Source organism: Streptomyces sp. NPDC046379 (genome assembly GCF_055587785.1).
Genome location: NZ_JBVJFP010000003.1, coordinates 510,524 through 528,087, shown reverse-complemented (window position 1 = coordinate 528,087; position 17,564 = coordinate 510,524). Strand labels below are relative to the sequence as shown.

General features: G+C 73.7%; 12 protein-coding genes. 3 read left to right on the top strand and 9 right to left on the bottom strand.

Translation table 11 applies throughout. The annotated features are described in order from the left end of the window. Positions 1-62: 62 nt before the first annotated feature. The 4 genes from ACZ6KF_RS09285 to ACZ6KF_RS09270 all read right to left on the bottom strand — a co-directional run bounded on the left by ACZ6KF_RS09285 (position 63) and on the right by ACZ6KF_RS09270 (position 3,634). Entirely contained in the window at positions 63-386 is a 324-nt protein-coding gene (locus ACZ6KF_RS09285; RefSeq protein WP_356626467.1) for a hypothetical protein, read from the bottom strand. Then, positions 383-751, bottom strand: a complete 369-nt coding sequence (locus ACZ6KF_RS09280; RefSeq protein WP_030784068.1) for a WhiB family transcriptional regulator — start codon at positions 749-751, stop codon at positions 383-385. Before ACZ6KF_RS09280 ends, ACZ6KF_RS09285 begins: the two co-directional genes overlap by 4 nt. Before the next feature lie 173 nt (positions 752-924). After that, a complete protein-coding gene (locus ACZ6KF_RS09275) occupies positions 925-1,248 on the bottom strand; it encodes a hypothetical protein (protein ID WP_356626466.1) in 324 nt (107 codons plus the stop codon). A 166-nt stretch (positions 1,249-1,414) separates the two neighbouring features. After that, a complete protein-coding gene (locus tag ACZ6KF_RS09270) occupies positions 1,415-3,634 on the bottom strand; it encodes an ATP-dependent DNA helicase UvrD2 (protein ID WP_469237863.1) in 2,220 nt (739 codons plus the stop codon). A 174-nt stretch (positions 3,635-3,808) separates the two neighbouring features. Between ACZ6KF_RS09270 and ACZ6KF_RS09265 the strand changes: the two genes are divergently transcribed. Together ACZ6KF_RS09265 and ACZ6KF_RS09260 are read left to right on the top strand one after the other, a co-directional pair. After that, on the top strand, positions 3,809-4,066 hold the full coding sequence (locus ACZ6KF_RS09265) for a mycoredoxin (protein ID WP_356626463.1): 258 nt from the start codon (positions 3,809-3,811) through the stop codon (positions 4,064-4,066). A gap of 84 nt (positions 4,067-4,150) precedes the next feature. Next, a complete protein-coding gene (locus ACZ6KF_RS09260) occupies positions 4,151-4,345 on the top strand; it encodes a hypothetical protein (RefSeq protein WP_469237861.1) in 195 nt (64 codons plus the stop codon). Positions 4,346-4,368: 23 nt separating this feature from the next. On the opposite strand, the gene nudC is transcribed toward ACZ6KF_RS09260, so the two are convergent. The 5 genes from nudC to ACZ6KF_RS09235 form a co-directional block, all read right to left on the bottom strand. Then, the gene (gene nudC / locus ACZ6KF_RS09255) at positions 4,369-5,310 is read right to left on the bottom strand and encodes an NAD(+) diphosphatase (protein ID WP_356626460.1); all 942 of its coding nucleotides are present in this window, start codon (positions 5,308-5,310) and stop codon (positions 4,369-4,371) included. Between the two features lie 153 nt (positions 5,311-5,463). Continuing rightward, the gene (locus tag ACZ6KF_RS09250) at positions 5,464-6,867 is read right to left on the bottom strand and encodes a dipeptidase (protein ID WP_356626458.1); all 1,404 of its coding nucleotides are present in this window, start codon (positions 6,865-6,867) and stop codon (positions 5,464-5,466) included. A gap of 10 nt (positions 6,868-6,877) precedes the next feature. Further along, entirely contained in the window at positions 6,878-10,372 is a 3,495-nt protein-coding gene (locus tag ACZ6KF_RS09245) for a UvrD-helicase domain-containing protein (RefSeq protein WP_469237859.1), read from the bottom strand. 102 nt (positions 10,373-10,474) lie between these two features. Continuing rightward, complete coding sequence (locus ACZ6KF_RS09240; RefSeq protein WP_469237857.1) at positions 10,475-13,957, bottom strand: ATP-dependent helicase; 3,483 nt, start codon at positions 13,955-13,957, stop codon at positions 10,475-10,477. Between the two features lie 257 nt (positions 13,958-14,214). Further along, positions 14,215-14,598, bottom strand: a complete 384-nt coding sequence (locus ACZ6KF_RS09235) for an MGMT family protein (RefSeq protein ID WP_356626454.1) — start codon at positions 14,596-14,598, stop codon at positions 14,215-14,217. 186 nt (positions 14,599-14,784) lie between these two features. Between ACZ6KF_RS09235 and ACZ6KF_RS09230 the strand changes: the two genes are divergently transcribed. Next, on the top strand, positions 14,785-17,481 hold the full coding sequence (locus tag ACZ6KF_RS09230) for a lysylphosphatidylglycerol synthase transmembrane domain-containing protein (protein ID WP_356626453.1): 2,697 nt from the start codon (positions 14,785-14,787) through the stop codon (positions 17,479-17,481). The last annotated feature ends 83 nt before the right edge of the window (positions 17,482-17,564 follow it).

Genomic DNA, 17,564 nt, shown 5'->3' with positions numbered 1-17,564 from the left:
GGGGCCGGCCCGTTCGGACGGGCCGGCCCCCGCGGGGAGCCTTCGGTGTGAGGGCGTGAGCGTTACTGCATGACCGCGATGGCGAGCGCGCGCCGGGCGCGCCGTGAGGCGCGCTCGGCCCGGCGCTGCATCCGGCGGGCGGCCACCAGGCTCACGGCCCGGCGCTCCTGCCGGGCGTCGTGCAGCCGGTCGTGCATATGCGCACGAGCCAGGGCTTCTTGGATGAGTTGCATCTCGCGGTTCCTGTTCTGACGCGAGTCGTTCGCGCCGGTGGTGATGACGTCTGAGGTCGCGGAGCCGGTGGGCTCATGGGTGGACGGCTTCATCGGGGCCTGCTTCTGGGGGTCGTGCGTGAGGGGGCTGTCGATCGTGCCTGCGGTGTTCATGCTGTGACCGGGTTCTTGCGCGGGCGGCCACGCGGCCGCTTCCGGGCGACGACGACACCCTGGACGAACAGCTCTCCGCCCCAGACGCCCCAGGGCTCACGCCGCTCCTTGGCGCCGGCGAGGCAGGCCTCCATCAGCGGGCAGGTGCGGCACAGGGACTTGGCGTACTCCACGTCCGCGGGCGACTCGGCGAAGAAGACCTCCGGGTCGTAGGAGCGGCAGGGGACGGGTACGCCGAGGTTCTCGATGGCGTCGTCGAGCGCGGTGAGCGCGGTGAGGGGGGTCAAGGCGGAGTCCTCCGTGAGGCCGGGCGGGGGGATCGTCTCGGAAGGCGGTACGGACGGGGCGTGCGCTTCGAGTTGCACGGGGTCGTCTTCCTCGTCTGGTCGTTCCGGTCGGGGTCGACCGGGTGGCGGCTGGTACCGGGTTCTTTTCTTGTCCCGAGGCCCCTTCGCTCTGCCGTCCCGTTCGGGACAAACAGAAGGGCCGCGGATCCCGGATGGGGTTCCGCGGCCCTGAAGGCGCCGGCCTGATCGCGTCAGGCTGGATCACTCCAGGGTTCTGGCCCACGGAAGGCCCACATCAGGTGGTGCTGCGTCGTCTGCTTCCGGAATCCGGCACCGGCCGCCGCAAAGGCATAGGCCTGGGCCTGTGCCACTACTGCCGCTTCCAGTGCCTTGGTCGGTCGCTCGTCGCGCTCGCGGACGGGAAGGCCCGCGAGAGCAACGGAGGACGCCGGACGGACGGCACGAATGCCGGACAGACCGGTGCCCGGGTTGGAGACGCCGAGCATGCACAGGGAGACGGTCGAGCGATCGGTCATTTTGGCCGCGCTGCTGAAGCTGGTGTTGATGCTGATCACTGGACTCGCCTCCTCTCGGCGTCTAGGGGGACCGGGGTGAAGCCGGTCCGACGGATATGCAAGTACAACACGGAGTCAGGGCCTCAGAGAAGGCCGCCGTCCCCGTGGCTAAGAACCTATGGGGATTGCCGGGGCATGCGCAAACTATTTTTTCGACGAGTTGGCATCAGTCGCCGCCTTCTTCCGCCCCGACCTCTTGGCCTGCGCAGATGGCCAGGACGTCGGCTCCGTAGCGGTTGAGCTTGCGCGCTCCGACGCCCGGGATACGGGCCAGTTCCCCCGCGTCGTCGGGGACGCTCTCGGCGATCGCCATGAGCGTCTTGTCGGTGAAGACGCAGAAGGCGGGCTGGCCGCTGCGCCGCGCCTGGACCGCGCGCCACTCGCGCAGCCGCTCGTAGACACCCTCGTCCATGTCGGAGGGGCAGTCCTCGCAGCGCATCAGCTTCATCTCGCCGGCGTCGGTGAGGGTGCGCCCGCAGACCCGGCAGCGCGCCGGGGTGCGCTGGGTCCGCCGCCGCGCACCCGCGCCCGTGCCGCCGCCGGCCCCGAGGACTCCTCCGTGGCCGCGCTCGATGCCTCCCGCGGCACCGGCCGTGCCGGTGCGGCCCGTGGCCGTCCCGGAGCCGGGACGCAGTCCGTCGAGGAAGCGGCTGGGGCGTCTGCTGGGGCGCCCGCCGGGCGAGCGGGACAGCGCCCAGGAGACATGGAGGTGCGAGCGGGCGCGGGTGACGCCGACGTAGAGGAGTCTGCGCTCCTCCTCGATCTGTTCGTCGGTCCTGGCGTAGGTGATCGGCATCATGCCCTCGGCGACCCCGACCAGGAAGACGGCGTCCCACTCCAGGCCCTTGGCGGAGTGCAGGGAGGCGAGGGTGACGCCCTGCACGGTCGGCGGGTGCTGGGCACTGGCCCGCTCGTCCAGTTCCGCGACGAGGTCGGCGAGGGTGGCGCCGGGCTGGGCCGCGGCGAAGTCCTCGGCGAGGCGGACGAGCGCGGCCAGGGACTCCCAGCGTTCGCGCACCGCACCGGAGCCGGCCGGGGGCGAGGTCGTCCATCCCTCTCCGGAGAGCACCGCGCGGACCTGGGAGGGCAGGTCGACTGCCTGCTCGAGGAGGGCGTCGTTGCCGCCGAAGCGGGCCGCCGCGCGCAGCGCGATGCCGGCCTTGCGCACCTCGGGGCGGTCGAAGAACCGCTCGGCGCCTCGCAACTGGTAGGGGATGCCGGCGTCGGCGAGGGCCTGTTCGTAGGTCTCGGACTGGGCGTTGGTGCGGAACAGGACGGCGATCCCCCCGGCCGGGAAGCCCGCGTTGAGGAGTTCGCGGATGCGGTGGGCGGCGCCTTCGGCCTCGGCGGGCTCGTCGGCGTACTCGGTGTAGACCGGCTCGGGGCCGGCGGGGCGCTGGGAGACCAGTTCCAGCCGGTGATCGGCGGCGCGGCCGCGGGCCTGGCCGAGGAGTCCGTTGGCGAGATGGACGATCTGCGGGGTGGAGCGGTAGTCGCGGACCAGCTTGACGACGGTGGCGCCGGGGTGGCGGACGCGGAAGTCGAGCAGGTGGTCGGGGGTCGCTCCGGTGAACGAGTAGATCGTCTGGCTGGCGTCGCCGACCACGCACAGGTTGTCCCGGTCGCCGAGCCAGAGCTCCAGCAGCCGCTGCTGCAGGGGGCTGACGTCCTGGTACTCGTCGACGACGAAGTGCTGGTACTGGGCGCGGACCTGCTCGGCGATGTCGTTGCGGTCCTGGAGGACGGCGACGGTCAGCAGCAGCACGTCCTCGAAGTCGATGACGCCGCGGTCCCGCTTGACGTCCTCGTAGGCGGAGTAGATCGCCACGATCTCCGCCGCGTCACGGGGCGTCTCACGGCGGGCCTTCGCTGCGGCGAGCGGGTAGTCGGCCGGAATGGTCTGGGTGACCTTGGACCACTCGATCTCCCCGGTGACGTCCCGCAGCTCTCCCCGGTCGAGACGGATGCGGCACGCGGCGGCCGCGTCGGCGACGAGCTGGATCTTGCGGTCGACCAGCCGAGGCATGGAGCCGCCGACGGCCTTCGGCCAGAAGTACTGGAGCTGGCGCAGTGCGGCGGAGTGGAAGGTGCGGGCCTGCACGCCGGTGGCGCCGAGCTGGCGCAGCCGGCCGCGCATCTCACCGGCGGCACGGTTGGTGAAGGTGACGGCGAGCACGCTGGAAGGCTGCAGGATTCCGGCGCGCACGCCATAGGCGATGCGGTGGGTGATCGCGCGGGTCTTGCCGGTGCCCGCGCCGGCCAGTACGCACACCGGGCCGTGCAGCGCGGTGGCGACCTCGCGCTGTTCGGGGTCGAGCCCTTCGAGCACCGCGTCGGCCGAGTCCGGTACGGGCGGGATGAGGGTGGTGTGCGTTGCTGCTGTCACACGGCCATGCTGCCAGGTCGCCCGGGACGGCTGAGCCCGTTGTCCACAGGGAGCCCCTCGCGGTCGTACTAATGCGACAGGAGTCACGCGGTCACCCTCGGGAATGGTGGTGCACTCCCGTATGTTGCAGGAGTCGACGACCCCGACCCGGGCACCGCGAAGGAGCGAGAAGACATGCTGGGGACTGTGACGATGTACAGCACCACCTGGTGCGGCTACTGCCGGCGGCTGAAGAGCCAGCTGGACCGCGAGGGCATCGCGTACACCGAGATCAACATCGAGCAGGACCCGGAGTCCGCCGCCTTCGTCGAGAAGGCCAACGGCGGGAACCAGACCGTTCCCACGGTGCAGGTGGTCCCCTCCGCGGGCGGAGACGCGGTCGTGATGACCAACCCGAGCCTCGCCCAGGTGAAGCAGGCCCTCGGCGTCTGATCCACCCCGCGCACGACGCGACGGCCCCGGCCGGCGACACCGCCGACCGGGGCCGTTGTCAGTGCCGGTGCCCAGGGTGTCCGCATGGACATGGACGATCCCCGGGAAGTGGGCGCCGCCTTCGGCGCCATGATGCTCGGCGGCACCGTGAGCGAGGGCCCGCCGCCTCCCGACTCACCGCTCGGCCGGGTGATGGCCTTCGCCGCGGAGTACGGCGAGGACGCGGTCCGGCCGGAGCACATCGCCGCCGCCGGGGAGGGCCAGCCGCTGCTGCCCTGACCGGCGGCGCCGGGCCGTCCCCGTCAGACGCCGCGCGTCGGCAGCGGCCTGCCGTACCAGAGCTCGATCAGCCGGGCCGCGATGGAGATGCCGTACGGGGGCAGCACCTCGCCGGACTCGAAGGCCGCGCCGAGTTCGTCGCGGGAGAACCAGCGGGCCTCGTGGATCTCGTCGCCGTCGACGTCGATGTCGGTGGAGGTGGCGCGGGCCATGAAGCCGAGCATCAGGCTTGACGGGAACGGCCAGGGCTGGCTGGCCACGTACTCGACGGAGCCGATCGTGACGCCGGCCTCCTCGTAGACCTCGCGGCGCACCGACTGCTCGACGGACTCGCCCGGTTCGACGAAGCCGGCGAGCGTGGAGAAGCGGCCCTCGGGCCAGTGGACCTGGCGACCGAGCAGGATGCGGTCCTTCTCGTCGATCACGGCCATGATCACGGCGGGGTCGGTGCGCGGGTAGTGCTCGGCGCCGCACGCGGGGCAGCGGCGGATGTGCCCGGCCGCGGCGATGACGGTGCGTTCACCGCAGCGGGAGCAGAAGCGGTGGGTGCGCTGCCAGTTCTCCAGCCCCACCGCATGCACCATCAGGCCCGCGTCGCGGGGGGAGAGCAGCAGTCCGGCCTCGCGCAGTCCGGCGGGGCGCGCGGACTGGTCGATACGGCCGGGCAGCGCGTCCTTCTGGAGGGCGAAGTAACTGACGCCGTCCTCGTCGATGCCGAGGAAGTAGCGGTGCGCCTCGGTGAGGGGGGCTTCGAAGGACGGGGTCATGACGAGTTCGGTGCGCCCGTCGGGCGTCTCGTCGATGAGGACCTGGCCGCCGGAAACCACGAAGCAGCGGGTCGTGGGGTGGCTCCACGCCGCCGCGAGCCAGGCCTCGTCGAGCCGGTGGTGCGCGGCACGGTCGATGCCGCTCGGGGCGGTGAGCGAGATGGGGCGGTCGGCGGTGTGGTCGGTCCAGGTGGTCACGGGTGCTTCCAACTCCCCCGGTGGAACGGTTGATTCGACGGCGGTTCGGAGGGACGAGGGCGTGAGGCGGCCGGAGCGGCCGGGGCCGGGCGGTTCGACGGGGTTCTTCCAGTGTGCCCCGGCCGGTAGGCCGCCCCGGACGGCGTGCGGCGGTCAGCTCCCACGACGCCAGTGCTCGGCGAGGTCGCCCCACAGGTACGCGGCGGCTTCCGCGCCCTTGAGGAGGAGGTCGACCTCCGCCTTCTCGTTGGGGGCGTGCCAGCCGTCGGAGGGAACGGAGACGCCGAGGAACAGGACGGGCGCGCCGAGGACCTCCTGGAGGTCGGCGGCGGGTCCGGAGCCGCCCTCGCGGGTGTAGCGGACGGGTTTTCCGAAGGCGCGGCCCATCGCGCGGGCCACCGACTGCAGGGCCGGGTGGTCCAGCGGGGTCAGGCAGGGCCGCGTGGCCGGGGAGAACTCGGTCTCGTACCGGATTCCGGCGGGCGCCCGGTCCGCGATCCAGGCCTCGACGGCCTTGCGGACGTGGTCGGGGTCCTGGCCGGCGACCAGCCGGAAGGACAGCTTCACCATCGCCGAGGAAGGAATGATCGTCTTGCTGCCGGGGCCCTGGTAGCCGCCGCCGATGCCGTTGACCTCCGCCGTCGGGCGGGCCCACACCCGCTCCAGGGTGGTGTAGCCGGCCTCTCCGTGGGTGGCGCGGGACTGCGCGGTGCGCAGCCACCGCTCCTCGTCGAAGGGCAGTTCGGCGAAGAGTTCGCGCTCGCGGTCGGTGAGGTCGACGACGCCGTCGTAGAAACCGGGGATCGCCACGCGCGCGTGCTCGTCGTGCAGGGCGGCGACGAGGCGCGCCGCGGCGGTCGCCGGGTTGGGGACGGCGCCGCCGAAGGAGCCGGAGTGGATGTCCTGGTCGGGGCCGTACAGGCGGATCTCGCAGTCGACCAGGCCGCGCATGCCGGTGCACACGGTGGGGGTGTCCTCGGACCACATGCCGGTGTCGGAGACGATCACGGCGTCGGCGGCGAGCCGGTCGGCCCGCTCCTCGACCAGCGCGCGGAAGTGCGGGGAGCTGGACTCCTCCTCGCCCTCGATCAGCAGCTTGAGGTGGACGGCGGGGGCGGTGCGGCCGGTCGCGGCGAGGTGGGCGCGGACGCCGAGGGTGTGGAAGAGGACCTGGCCCTTGTCGTCGGCGGCCCCGCGCGCGTAGAGGCGGTTCTCCCGGATCACCGGCTCGAAGGGGTCGCTGTCCCAGCCGTCCTCGCGGGCGGCGGGCTGGACGTCGTGGTGGCCGTAGACCAGGACGGTGGGCGCCTCGGGGTCGGCGGAGGGCCACTCGGCGTAGACGGCGGGGGCGCCCGGGGTCGACCAGACCTCGGCGACGGGGAACCCGGTCTCCCTGAGCTTTCCGGCGAGCCAGTCGGCGCTGCGCCGCACGTCGGGTGCGTGGTGGGGCTGGGCGGACACCGAGGGGATGCGCAGCCATGCGGCGAGGTCGTCGAGGAAGGCGGCGCGGTGCTGGTCGATGTACGCGCGGACGGCGCTGTCCGGGGTCTGGCTCATGGTCACGAGCCTATCGGCCCGCGGTGACCGCCCGGTCGTGCGATTCGTCACCGGGCGGCTCCTCGCCCAGCAGCAGCCGCTCCAATTCGGCGCGTCCGGGCAGCCCTTCGGGCCGGACGACCTCGCCGGTGCGCACGTACACGAACGCGGCCGTGACCGATTCCACGGGCACGCCCTGCTGCTCGGCCCAGGCGAGCCGGTACACGGCGAGCTGGAGGGGGTCGGCGTCGCGGGTGCGGCCGGTCTTCCAGTCGACGATCTCGTACGTGGTCCGCTCGCCGTCGACGTCCCGGTAGACGGCGTCGATACGGCCCCGTACGACGCGGCCCGCTACGGCGAGCTGGAACGGCGCCTCGACGCGGTAGGGCGTGCGGCGGGCGTACTCGGTGCGTTCGAAGGCGTCCTTGAGCGCTTCGAGATCCTGTTCGTCGGCGATCTCTGCGTCGCCGCCGGGCAGCTCGTCCGGTTCCAGCATGGGCAGGGTCAGCTCTTCGAAACGGGACTCCACCCAGGCGTGGAAGCGGGTGCCGCGGCGGGCGGCGGGCTGCGGCGGCCGGGGCATGGGGCGGGCCAGTTCCTGGGCGAAACCGTCCGGGTCGGCGGCGAGGGCGATCAGCTGGGAGGCGGTCAGCGACGCGGGCAGCGGGACCTCGGTGACGGACTGCCGGGCCCGCAGCAGCTCCCCGGTCAGGGCGTCGAGGTCGCGGTCCCAGGAGGCGACGGTGCGGGTCTCCTCCGGGGTGAGGCGTCCGGGGCGGTCCATGGCGTCGTGCGGGGCCGTGGCCTGGTGCGGGACGGCCGGGCCGGCTCGGTCCCAGGCATCCGGGCCGACCGGGTCGGGTGTGCCCTCCGGCTCGTCGTACGGGTCGTGGCCGTCGTCGTCCTCGGGACCGTGTCCGCCGCCGTCCTCCGGGAAGTCCTCGTCGTCGGGCGGCGGTGGCCAGTCGGGATCCTCGTACGCGCCGGGGTCGGGTACGGCGGCGCCGTGGCCGTCCTCGTGGGAGCCGAGGGCGTCGAGGTGGGCGAGGACGGTCTCGGCGGCGGCGCGGCGGCGGGCCAGGGCGGCGTCGTCCAGGGGCAGCGGCCAGCGCTGCTCGGCGGTCGCCGCGTGCAGGGCGGGGTTCTCCGCGTCCTCGGCGGGCTCGTCGGCCCAGGCCTCGATCTCGCCGTGGCCGGCGACGCAGTGGTCGTACAGCGCCCGGAGGAAGTCGGAGGGCCCGCGCGGCTTCTTCTGGGTGGGGCCCCACCAGTGGCCGGAGCCGAGGAGCAGGGAGCGCGGGCGGGTGAAGGTGACGTAGCCGAGGCGGAGTTCCTCGGTGTGCTGGTGGTCCTTCATGGCCTCGTGGAAGGCCTTCATGCCGCGCGAGTCCCACTCCTGGACGTCGGGGAGGGTGTCGGCGTCACCGCGCAGTTCGTGAGGCAGCACCTTGGCCTGCGCGGTCCACTTCTCGCGGCCCTGCCCGCTGGGGAAGGCGCCGGCGACCAGGCCGGGGACGGCGACGACGTCCCACTCCAGGCCCTTGGAGCGGTGGGCGGTGAGCACCTTGACGGTGTTCTCGCCGCCGGGCAGGGCGTTGTCGAGGCCCTTCTCGTACTGGGCGGCGGTGCGCAGGAAACCCAGGAAGGCGAGGAGGGAGGCCTCGTTCTCATTGGCGGCGAAGGAGGCGGCGATGTCGAGGAAGTTGGACAGGGTCTCGCGGCGCCGGGCGGCGAGGGCGTGCGGGGACGCCGACAGCTCCACCTCCAGGCCGGTGACGGCGAGGACGCGGTGCAGGACGTCCATGAGCGGGTCGGACAGGGAGCGGCGCAGGTCGCGCAGCTCGGCGGCGAGGCGGGCGAAGCGCACGCGCGCGTCCGGTGAGAAGGGCAGGCCGTCGTCGTCCCCGCCGCCCCCCAGCGGGGTCTCCAGGAAGGTGTCGAGGGCGTCGGCGAGGGAGATCACCTCGGCCGGGTCGACGCCCTCGACGGCCTGGGCGAGCCTGCGGTCGGGGTCGTCGTCGGCGCCGGTGCGCGCGTGGGACACCAGAAGCCGCGCGCGCCGGCCGAGGAGGGCGAGGTCGCGCGGGCCGATCCGCCAGCGGGGGCCGGTGAGCAGGCGGACCAGGGAGGCGTTGGCGCCGGGGTCCTGGAGGACCTCGCAGACGGCGACGAGGTCGGCGACCTCGGGCAGGTGCAGCAGCCCGGACAGGCCGACGACCTCGACGGGGACGTCGCGGGCGACGAGCGCGCCCTGGATCTCGGCGAAGTCGGTGGCCGTGCGGCACAGCACGGCGATCTCGCCGGGCGCCTTCCCGGTGCGCACCAGGTGGGCGATGGAGTCGGCGAGCCAGTCCATCTCCTCGGCGTGGGTGGGCAGCAGCGCGCAGCGGACCAGGCCGTCGCGTTCGGCGCCGGGGGCCGGGCGGAGGGCCTCCACGCCCGCGTGCATGGCGCGCAGGGGCTCGGCGAGGCGGTTGGCGAGGTCGAGGAGGCGGCCGCCGCTGCGGCGGTTCTCGCTGAGCGCCTGGCGGGTGGCGGGGCGGCCGTCTGCGTGGGCGAAGTGCTCGGGGAAGTCGTCGAGGTTGGCGACGGAGGCGCCGCGCCAGCCGTAGATGGCCTGGCAGGGGTCGCCGACCGCGGTCACGGGGTGGCCGGTGCCGCCGCCGAAGAGGCCGGCGAGCAGGACGCGCTGGGCGACGGAGGTGTCCTGGTACTCGTCCAGGAGGACGACGCGGAACTCCTCGCGCAGCAGGCGGCCGACCTCGGGCAGCCGGGCGAGCCGGGCGGCGAGGGCGATCTGGTCGCCGAAGTCGAGCAGGTCCCGCTCGCGCTTGGCGGCCCGGTAGCGCAGGACCAGCTCGGTCAGTTCCCGGCGGGCGGCGGCCGTCTCGGGGACCTTGCGCAGGTCGGCGTTGGTGAGCTTCGCGCTCTCCAGGGTGCGCAGCAGCCCGGCGTCCCAGGCGCGCAGGTCCTCCGGGCGTACGAGGTGTTCGGCGAGTTCGGAGTCGAGGGTCAGGAGGTCGCCGACCAGGTCGGGGAAGGAGCGGGTGAGCGCCGGGTAGGGGCCGGGGGCTTCGCGCAGGACGCGTGCGGCCAGCTGGTAGCGGGTGGCGTCGGCGAGGAGGCGGGACGTGGGCTCCAGGCCGATGCGCAGGCCGTGGTCGGTCAGCAGGCGGCCGGCGAAGGAGTGGTAGGTGGAGATCACCGGTTCGCCGGGGGGGTTGTCCGGGTCGATGACGTCGGGGTCGGTGACGCCGGCCCGGACGAGGGCCTTGCGGACACGTTCGGCGAGTTCGCCCGCGGCCTTGTTGGTGAAGGTGAGGCCCAGCACCTGTTCGGGGGCGACCTGCCCGGTGCCGACCAGCCAGACCACGCGTGCCGCCATCACCGTGGTCTTGCCGGACCCGGCTCCGGCCACGATCACCTGCGGGGCGGGCGGCGCGGTGATGCAGGCCGTCTGCTCCGGGGTGAACGGGATGCCGAGGAGCTCCTTGAGCTGCTCGGGATCGGTGATGCGTGCGGACACCCGAGAGAGGCTAGCGGCGACCACTGACAGCGGGTGCCGGATCGCCCCCCGCGCCGGTGAAAGCGCAGGTGGGCGCGTGGGGTGCGACTGGTCACACGGGCGTCACTCGACCACGTGCCGGCCCTCGGGGCGGGCGCTGCAGGACGCGCGGAACGCGCAGTGCGTGCAGTGCTGGCCCGCCGTCGGGGTGAACCGTTCGTCCAGCACCTTGCCCGCCGCGGTGGCCAGCAGCTCGCCGGCCCACTCCCCCTCCAGCGGCTCCTGGGTCTGCACCTTGGGCAGGCTCTCGCCGCCGTCGCGCTTGGCGGCGCCCTGGCGCAGCTGCACGAGTTCGGCGCCGCCGGGCTCGGGGCGCACACCGTCGAAGACCTCGTCGACGGCGCCCTCGCGCACGGCGAGCTGGTAGACGGCCAGCTGCGGGTGGCGTGCCACGTCGGCGGCGCTGGGCGCCTGTTTGCCGGTCTTGAAGTCGACGACGTAGGCGCGTCCCTGGCCGTCCGCCTCGACGCGGTCCATGGAGCCGCGGATGCGCACCTCGTACTCGCCCGCGCCGAGGGTGACGTCGAATTCGTGTTCGCCGGCGACCGCCGTGCGTCCGCCACGGTCCGTGACGTGCCATTTCAGGAAGCGTTCGAGCGCCACGCGCGCGTGCTCCTTCTCCTGCGCCGACTTCCAGGGCGCGTCGAAGGCGAGCGCGTCCCACACCGAGTCGAGGCGCTCCATGAGCACGGCGAGGTCGGCCGGGGTGCGCCCGGAGGCGACCTCGTCGGCGAGGACGTGCACCACGTTGCCGAAGCCCTGGGCGGCCGTGGCGGGCGCGTCGGCCTTCACCTCGCGCCCGAGGAACCACTGCAGGGCGCAGGTGTTGGCGAGCTGGTCCAGGGCGCTGCCGGACAGGACGACGGGCTGGTCGCGGTCGCGCAGCGGCACCTTGGACTCGGTGGGTTCGAACATGCCCCACCACCGGTAGGGGTGCGCGGAGGGGACCAGCGGGCGGCCGTCCTCGTCGGACAGGGCGGCGAGCCGGGCCAGCCGGCGGGCCGCGGCCTGCCTGAGCGCCTCCGAGACGCGCGGGTCGACCGTGGTGGCGCGCAGTTCGGCGACGAGCGCGGCGACGGACAGCGGACGGCGCGGGCGGCCCGTGACGTCCCTGGGTTCGACGCCGAGTTCGGTCAGGAAGCGGGAGGGCTGGTCGCCGTCGTCGGCGGGCGCCTTCACAGCGGTGACGACGAGGCGCTCGCGCGCGCGGGTGGCGGCGACGTAGAAAAGGCGGCGTTCCTCGGCGAGCAGCGCCCCTGGGGTGAGCGGTTCGGCGAGCCCGTCGCGGCCGATGCGGTCGGCCTCCAGCAGGGAGCCGCGGCGGCGCAGGTCCGGCCACAGCCCCTCCTGCACGCCCGCCACCACGACCAGCCGCCATTCGAGGCCCTTGGCGCGGTGGGCGGTCATCAGCCGGACCGCGTCGGGGCGTACGGAGCGCCGCGTGAGGGTGTCGGCGGCGATGTCCTCGGCCGCCAGTTCCTCCAGGAAGTTCAGCGCGCCGCGGCCGCCGGTGCGTGCCTCCGCGCGGGCGGCGGTGGCGAACAGCGCGCACACGGCGTCCAGGTCGCGGTCGGCGTTGCGACCGGCCGCGCCGCCGCGCCGGGCGGCGCGTTCCAGACGCGCGGGCCAGGGCGTGCCCTCCCACAGGTCCCACAGAGCCTCCTCGGCGGTGCCGCCGCCCGCGAGGCGTTCACGGGCCTTGCGCAGCAGCGCGCCTAGCCGCTGGGCGCCGCGCGCGTACGCCGGGTCGTGCGCCACCAGGCGCTCGGGTTCGGCGAGCGCCCGCGCGAGCAGCGTGTCCGAGGGCGGGGGCACGGGGTTGCCCGCGGCGCGTTCCTCGTCCCGCAGGGCGCGCCCGAGCCGGCGCAGGTCGGCGGCGTCCATGCCGGCGAGGGGGGAGGTGAGCAGGGTGAGGGCGGTCTCGGTGTCGAGCCAGACGGACTCCGGTTCGCAACCGTCGGAGGTGTCTCGTTCGGGCCCGGGGGACGGGTCCTGTTCGGGCCCGGGGGACGGGTCCTGTTCGGGCTCATCGGACGGGTCACGTTCGGAACGCGCGCCGTCTTCGGGTCGCTCGCCGTCTTCGGGACCCGCGCCGTCACCGGGACCGCCTTCACCGGGACCGCCGTCACCGTCGGACCGCGGTCGCCGGCCCGCCTCCGCGGTGGCCACCGCGCGGAGCGCCGTCAGCAGCGGGGCGACCGCGGGTTCGTGGCGCAGCGGCAGGTCGTCTCCGTCGATGTCCAGGGGGACGCCGGCCGCGGTCAGGGCGCGGCGGACCGTCGGGATGGTGCGGGCGCCGGCCCGGACCAGGACCGCCATCTCGCTCCAGGGAACGCCGTCCTCCAGGTGGGCGCGACGGAGGATGTCGGCGACGTTGTCCAGTTCGGTGCCGGGCGTCGGGTACGTGTACGCCTCGACGCGTCCGCCGTCCCTGACCGGGTTCAGCTCCCGGTGGGCGCGCACCTTGTCGGCCGGCAGGCGGGTCAGCGGCATGCGCTGGGTCAGCAGCCGGGTGGCGGCCAGCAGGGCGGCGGAGGAGCGGCGGGAGGTACGCAGGACCTCGACGGAGGCCGGGCGGCCGTCCGCGCGCGGGAAGGTCCGCGGGAAGTCGAGGATGCCGTTCACGTCGGCGCCGCGGAAGGCGTAGATCGACTGGTCGGGGTCGCCGAAGGCCACGAGGGTGCGGCCGTCGCCGGCGAGGGCGTGCAGCAGCCGTACCTGGGCGGGGTCGGTGTCCTGGTACTCGTCCACGTAGACGGCGTCGTACTGGGCGGTGAGGCGCGCGGCGACCTCGGGGCGGCGGGCGAGCAGGACCGCGCGGTGGACGAGTTCGGCGTAGTCGAGGACGCCCTGCAGGTCGAGGACGTCGAGGTACTCGGCGAGGAAGGCGGCGGCGGCGCGCCAGTCGGGGCGGCCGATGCGGCGGGCGAAGGCGTCCAGCGCGTCGGGGCCGAGACCCAGCTCGCGGCTGCGGGCGAGCACCGCGCGGACCTCGTCGGCGAAGCCGCGGGTGGTCAGGCAGGCGCGCAGTTCGTCGGGCCAGCGCACGTGCGCGAGGCCGAGCCGTTCCAGGTCCGGCTCGCCCTCCAGCAGGGAACGCACGGTGACGTCCTGCTCGGGGCCGGACAGCAGCCGCAGCGGTTCGACGAACAGGTCGCTGTCCTGGTGGGCGCGGACGAGGGCGTAGCAGAACGAGTGGAAGGTGGTCGCACGGGGCGCGCGGGCCGCCCCTATGCGCAGGGCCATGCGGTCGCGCAGTGCGACGGCCGCCTTGCGGCTGAAGGTGACGACCAGGATGCGTTCGGGGTCGGCTCCGCGCTCGATCCGGGCCGCGACGGACTCCACGAGCGTGGTGGTCTTTCCGGTGCCGGGGCCCGCGAGGACGAGCAGTGGGCCGGCGCGGTGGTCAACCACGGCGCGCTGCGCGGCGTCCAGACGAGGGGGATCCACTTCCGCCGGCGGCGTTCGGACCAGCCGGTAAGCGCCACGGTTCCCCTGGCGCACCTGGGGGTGCGACAGGCGACGGGTGGAGGAAGAGGAGCTCACGTGGTTCGCCGGTCCTGGTGGGTTTGCTGGTCGGCCGACCGTCGCGTGCGGGCGGCGGTGGCGGGATGGTGAAGGGGGTCCGTGCGGCCGACGGTACGCCGACGGAGGGGTCGGAAGCGGAGCTTCCGGTTGTTTCCTCGCGGCTCACCGGACCCGCGCGTCCCTTGCCCCTCGAACGTACGTCATGCCGGGGGCGTGCCCTGTTTCCCCCGTACGGATCACGCGGTGCCCGCGCGGGCGTCCGATGGCGGAAGCTGTCAGGTGTGACCCTTCGCGCGTTCGCCGTCCCACCGCGCGCGTCTCATGTCGAGGCGCGGCAGGTGGCCGTCGGCGGCCCGGCCGGCCTCCTTCAGGGGCGTGCCCTCCGCGCGGTAGCGGCCGAGCGCCTCCAGCTCGTGCCCCGGGAGCAGGAGACCGTCCGCGCGGACGACCCGCCACCAGGGGACACCGCCGCCGTAGAGGGACATCACCCGGCCGACCTGACGCGGGCCGCCCTCGTCGAGCCACTCGGCGACGTCGCCGTACGTCATCACGCGTCCGGCCGGGATCATCTCCGCGACGTCGAGGACCCGCTCGGCGTACTCCGGCAGCTCGTCGGCGTACTCCGCGCGGGCGTCGTCAGGAAGGCTCTCCTCGCTCATTCGCCCCATACTGCCCCACCCCACCGACAATGCGACGTGCCCGCCGTCACGGGACGCCCTCGCCACCGGGAGGCGCTTCCGGCAGACTGTGCGCCCCCGCGTTCGCACCCTGCCGCCCCCGGGTGCCGGTGGGGCATGCCACCATCGTGCGGGCGGTGACCGGTGATACGAGACCAAGAAGAGACGATGAAGCAGCAGGGCGTGCACCCCGAGGACGCGGAGGGCGCCTCTGCCGCCTCGTCGCGCCCGGACGCCGCCGAAGGGGACGACACACCGGTGACGAGAGCCGACGAGGTCGAGGGCGACGAACCGCTGCTCCCCGCGCGCGTGCACCGTCCCTCCGATCTGATGCGGCTCCTGGTGGGCGTGCTCGCCGTCGCCGTGCTGCTGGCGATCGCCGCGTTCGCGCACGGCACCACCTCGGGCCTCGAACAGGACATCACCAAGGGCACCGGGCAGGCTCCCGACCTGCTCATCAAGATCGCCGGGCTCGCGTCCAGCATCGCCATCCTGCTGGTGCCGGTCGCGTTCGCGATCGAGCGGCTGATCAAGCGCGACGGGCTGCGCATCGCCGACGGCGTGCTCGCGGCGGTCCTCGCGCACGGCGTGACGCTCGCCACCGATCTGTGGGTCGCCAGGGCGGCGCCCGACTCCATCCAGGAGGCGCTGACCCAGCCCTCCCCCGGCGAGATCAACGCCCTCACCGACCCGGTCCACGGCTATCTCGCCCCCGTCATCGCGTACATGACGGCCGTCGGCATGTCCCGCAGACCACGCTGGCGGGCGGTCCTGTGGATCGTGCTGCTGCTGGACGCCTTCTCGATGCTGGTGACCGGCTACACCACGCCCTTCTCGATCATCCTGACGGTGCTGATCGGCTGGACCGTCGCCTACGGCACCCTGTACGCGGTCGGCTCGCCCAACGTCCGCCCCACCGGCCGCACCCTCATGGCGGGCCTGAGAACGGTCGGTTTCCGCCCCGTGAGCGCCGCCCGCGAGGAGACCCCGGACGCGGCGGACGGCGGCGACCGGGGCCGGCGCTACTTCGTCACCCTGGAGGACGGCCCACCGCTGGACGTGACGGTGGTCGACCGCGAGCAGCAGGCGCAGGGTTTCTTCTACCGGGTGTGGCGCAATCTGACGCTGCGCGGCTTCGCCACCCGCCGCAGCCTCCAGTCGCTGCGCCAGGCCCTGGAGCAGGAGGCGCTGTTGGCGTACGCGGCCATCGCGGCCGGCGCCAACGCGCCCAAGCTGATCGCGACCTCCGAGCTCGGCCCCGACGCCGTGATGCTCGTCTACGAGCACACCGGCGGACGCACCCTCGACTCGCTGGACGACGACGAGATCACCGACGAGCTGCTGCGCAGCACCTGGCACCAGGTGCGCGCCCTGCAGTCCCGACGGATCGCGCACCGCAGGCTGGCCGGCGACGCGATCCTGGTGGATCGTTCCGGCACGGTGATCCTCACCGATCTGCGCGGCGGCGAGATCGCGGCCGGCGATCTGCTGCTGCGCATGGACGTCGCCCAGCTGATGACGACGCTCGCGCTGCGGGTGGGCGCGGAGCGCGCGGTGGCCTGCGCGGTGGAGGTGCTGGGCCCGGACGCCGTCGCGAACTGTCTGCCGATGCTCCAGCCGATCGCGCTCACGCGCAGCACGCGCGCGACCCTGCGGCGGCTGGCCCGCGAGCGGGCCGACCGCGAGCGCGAGGCGGTCCTGGAGGCGTCCCGGCAGGCGAAGCTGGCCCGCGCGGAGGCGGCCGGGGACGGCGGCAGCACGGCGGTGGTCCTCGACAAGCCCGACAAGAAGGCCGTACGCGCGCAGGCCAGGGCCGAGAAGCGGGCGCTGGACGAGGCCCTGGACGAGGCGCGCGAGGACGATCTGCTGACCCAGATCCGCCACCAGGTGCTGCTCATCCGACCGCAGGCCCCGGTCGAGCCGGCCCGCCTGGAGCGTGTCCGGCCGCGCACACTGATCAGCTTCATCGCCGGCGCCATTGGCGCCTACTTCCTGCTGACCCAGCTCACGCACATCGAGTTCGGCCCCCTGATCGCCAACGCCGAGTGGGGCTGGGTCGTCGCGGCGGCGCTGTTCTCGGCGCTGAGCTATGTCGCCGCCGCGATGAGCCTGCTGGGCTTCGTGCCCGAGCGGGTGCCGTTCCCGAGGACCGTGGCGGCTCAGGTCGCCGGATCCTTCGTGAAGATCGTGGCGCCGGCTGCGGTGGGCGGCGTGGCCCTCAACACACGGTTCCTCCAGCGGGCCGGGGTCCGTCCGGGGCTCGCGGTGGCCAGTGTGGGCGCGTCGCAGTTGTTCGGCCTGGGCTGCCACATCCTGATGCTGCTGTCCTTCGGCTACCTCACCGGCACCGAGAAGACGCCGTCGCTGTCGCCGTCCCGGACGGTCATCGCCGGTCTGCTGACGGTGGCGGTGCTGATGCTGGTGGTGACCTCGGTGCCGTTCCTGCGCAAGTTCGTCGTCACGCGCGTGCGGTCGCTGTTCGCCGGGGTCGTGCCGCGCATGCTGGACGTGCTGCAACGGCCGCAGAAGCTGGTCACCGGCATCGGCGGCATGCTGCTGCTGACCGCCTGCTTCGTGATGTGCCTGGACGCCTCGATCCGCGCCTTCGGCGACGAGACGACGTCGATCAGCCTCGCCAGCGTCGCCGTGGTCTTCCTGGCCGGCAACGCCCTCGGCTCGGCCGCCCCGACGCCCGGCGGCGTGGGCGCCGTCGAGGCCACCCTGACGGTCGGTCTGATCGCCGTCGGCCTGCCCAGCGAGGTCGCCGCTCCGGCCGTGCTGCTGTTCCGGCTGCTGACGCTGTGGCTGCCGGTGCTGCCCGGCTGGCTGGCCTTCAACCACCTCACCCGCAAGGGAGCCCTGTAGGCGGCCGGTACGCGCGCGTGCCGGTCACCGTCCGCGCGGCGTACCTCGTACGGCCCGTGCCCCGAGCGGCCGGACGGGCGCGA

Coding starts and splice junctions, on each gene's coding strand:
- ACZ6KF_RS09230 (WP_356626453.1), top strand. CDS start 14,785: ATGAAGCAGCAGGGCGTGCACCCCGAGGACGCGGAGGGCGCCTCTGCC.
- ACZ6KF_RS09235 (WP_356626454.1), bottom strand. CDS start 14,598: ATGAGCGAGGAGAGCCTTCCTGACGACGCCCGCGCGGAGTACGCCGAC.
- ACZ6KF_RS09285 (WP_356626467.1), bottom strand. CDS start 386: ATGAACACCGCAGGCACGATCGACAGCCCCCTCACGCACGACCCCCAG.
- ACZ6KF_RS09260 (WP_469237861.1), top strand. CDS start 4,151: ATGGACATGGACGATCCCCGGGAAGTGGGCGCCGCCTTCGGCGCCATG.
- ACZ6KF_RS09265 (WP_356626463.1), top strand. CDS start 3,809: ATGCTGGGGACTGTGACGATGTACAGCACCACCTGGTGCGGCTACTGC.
- ACZ6KF_RS09250 (WP_356626458.1), bottom strand. CDS start 6,867: ATGAGCCAGACCCCGGACAGCGCCGTCCGCGCGTACATCGACCAGCAC.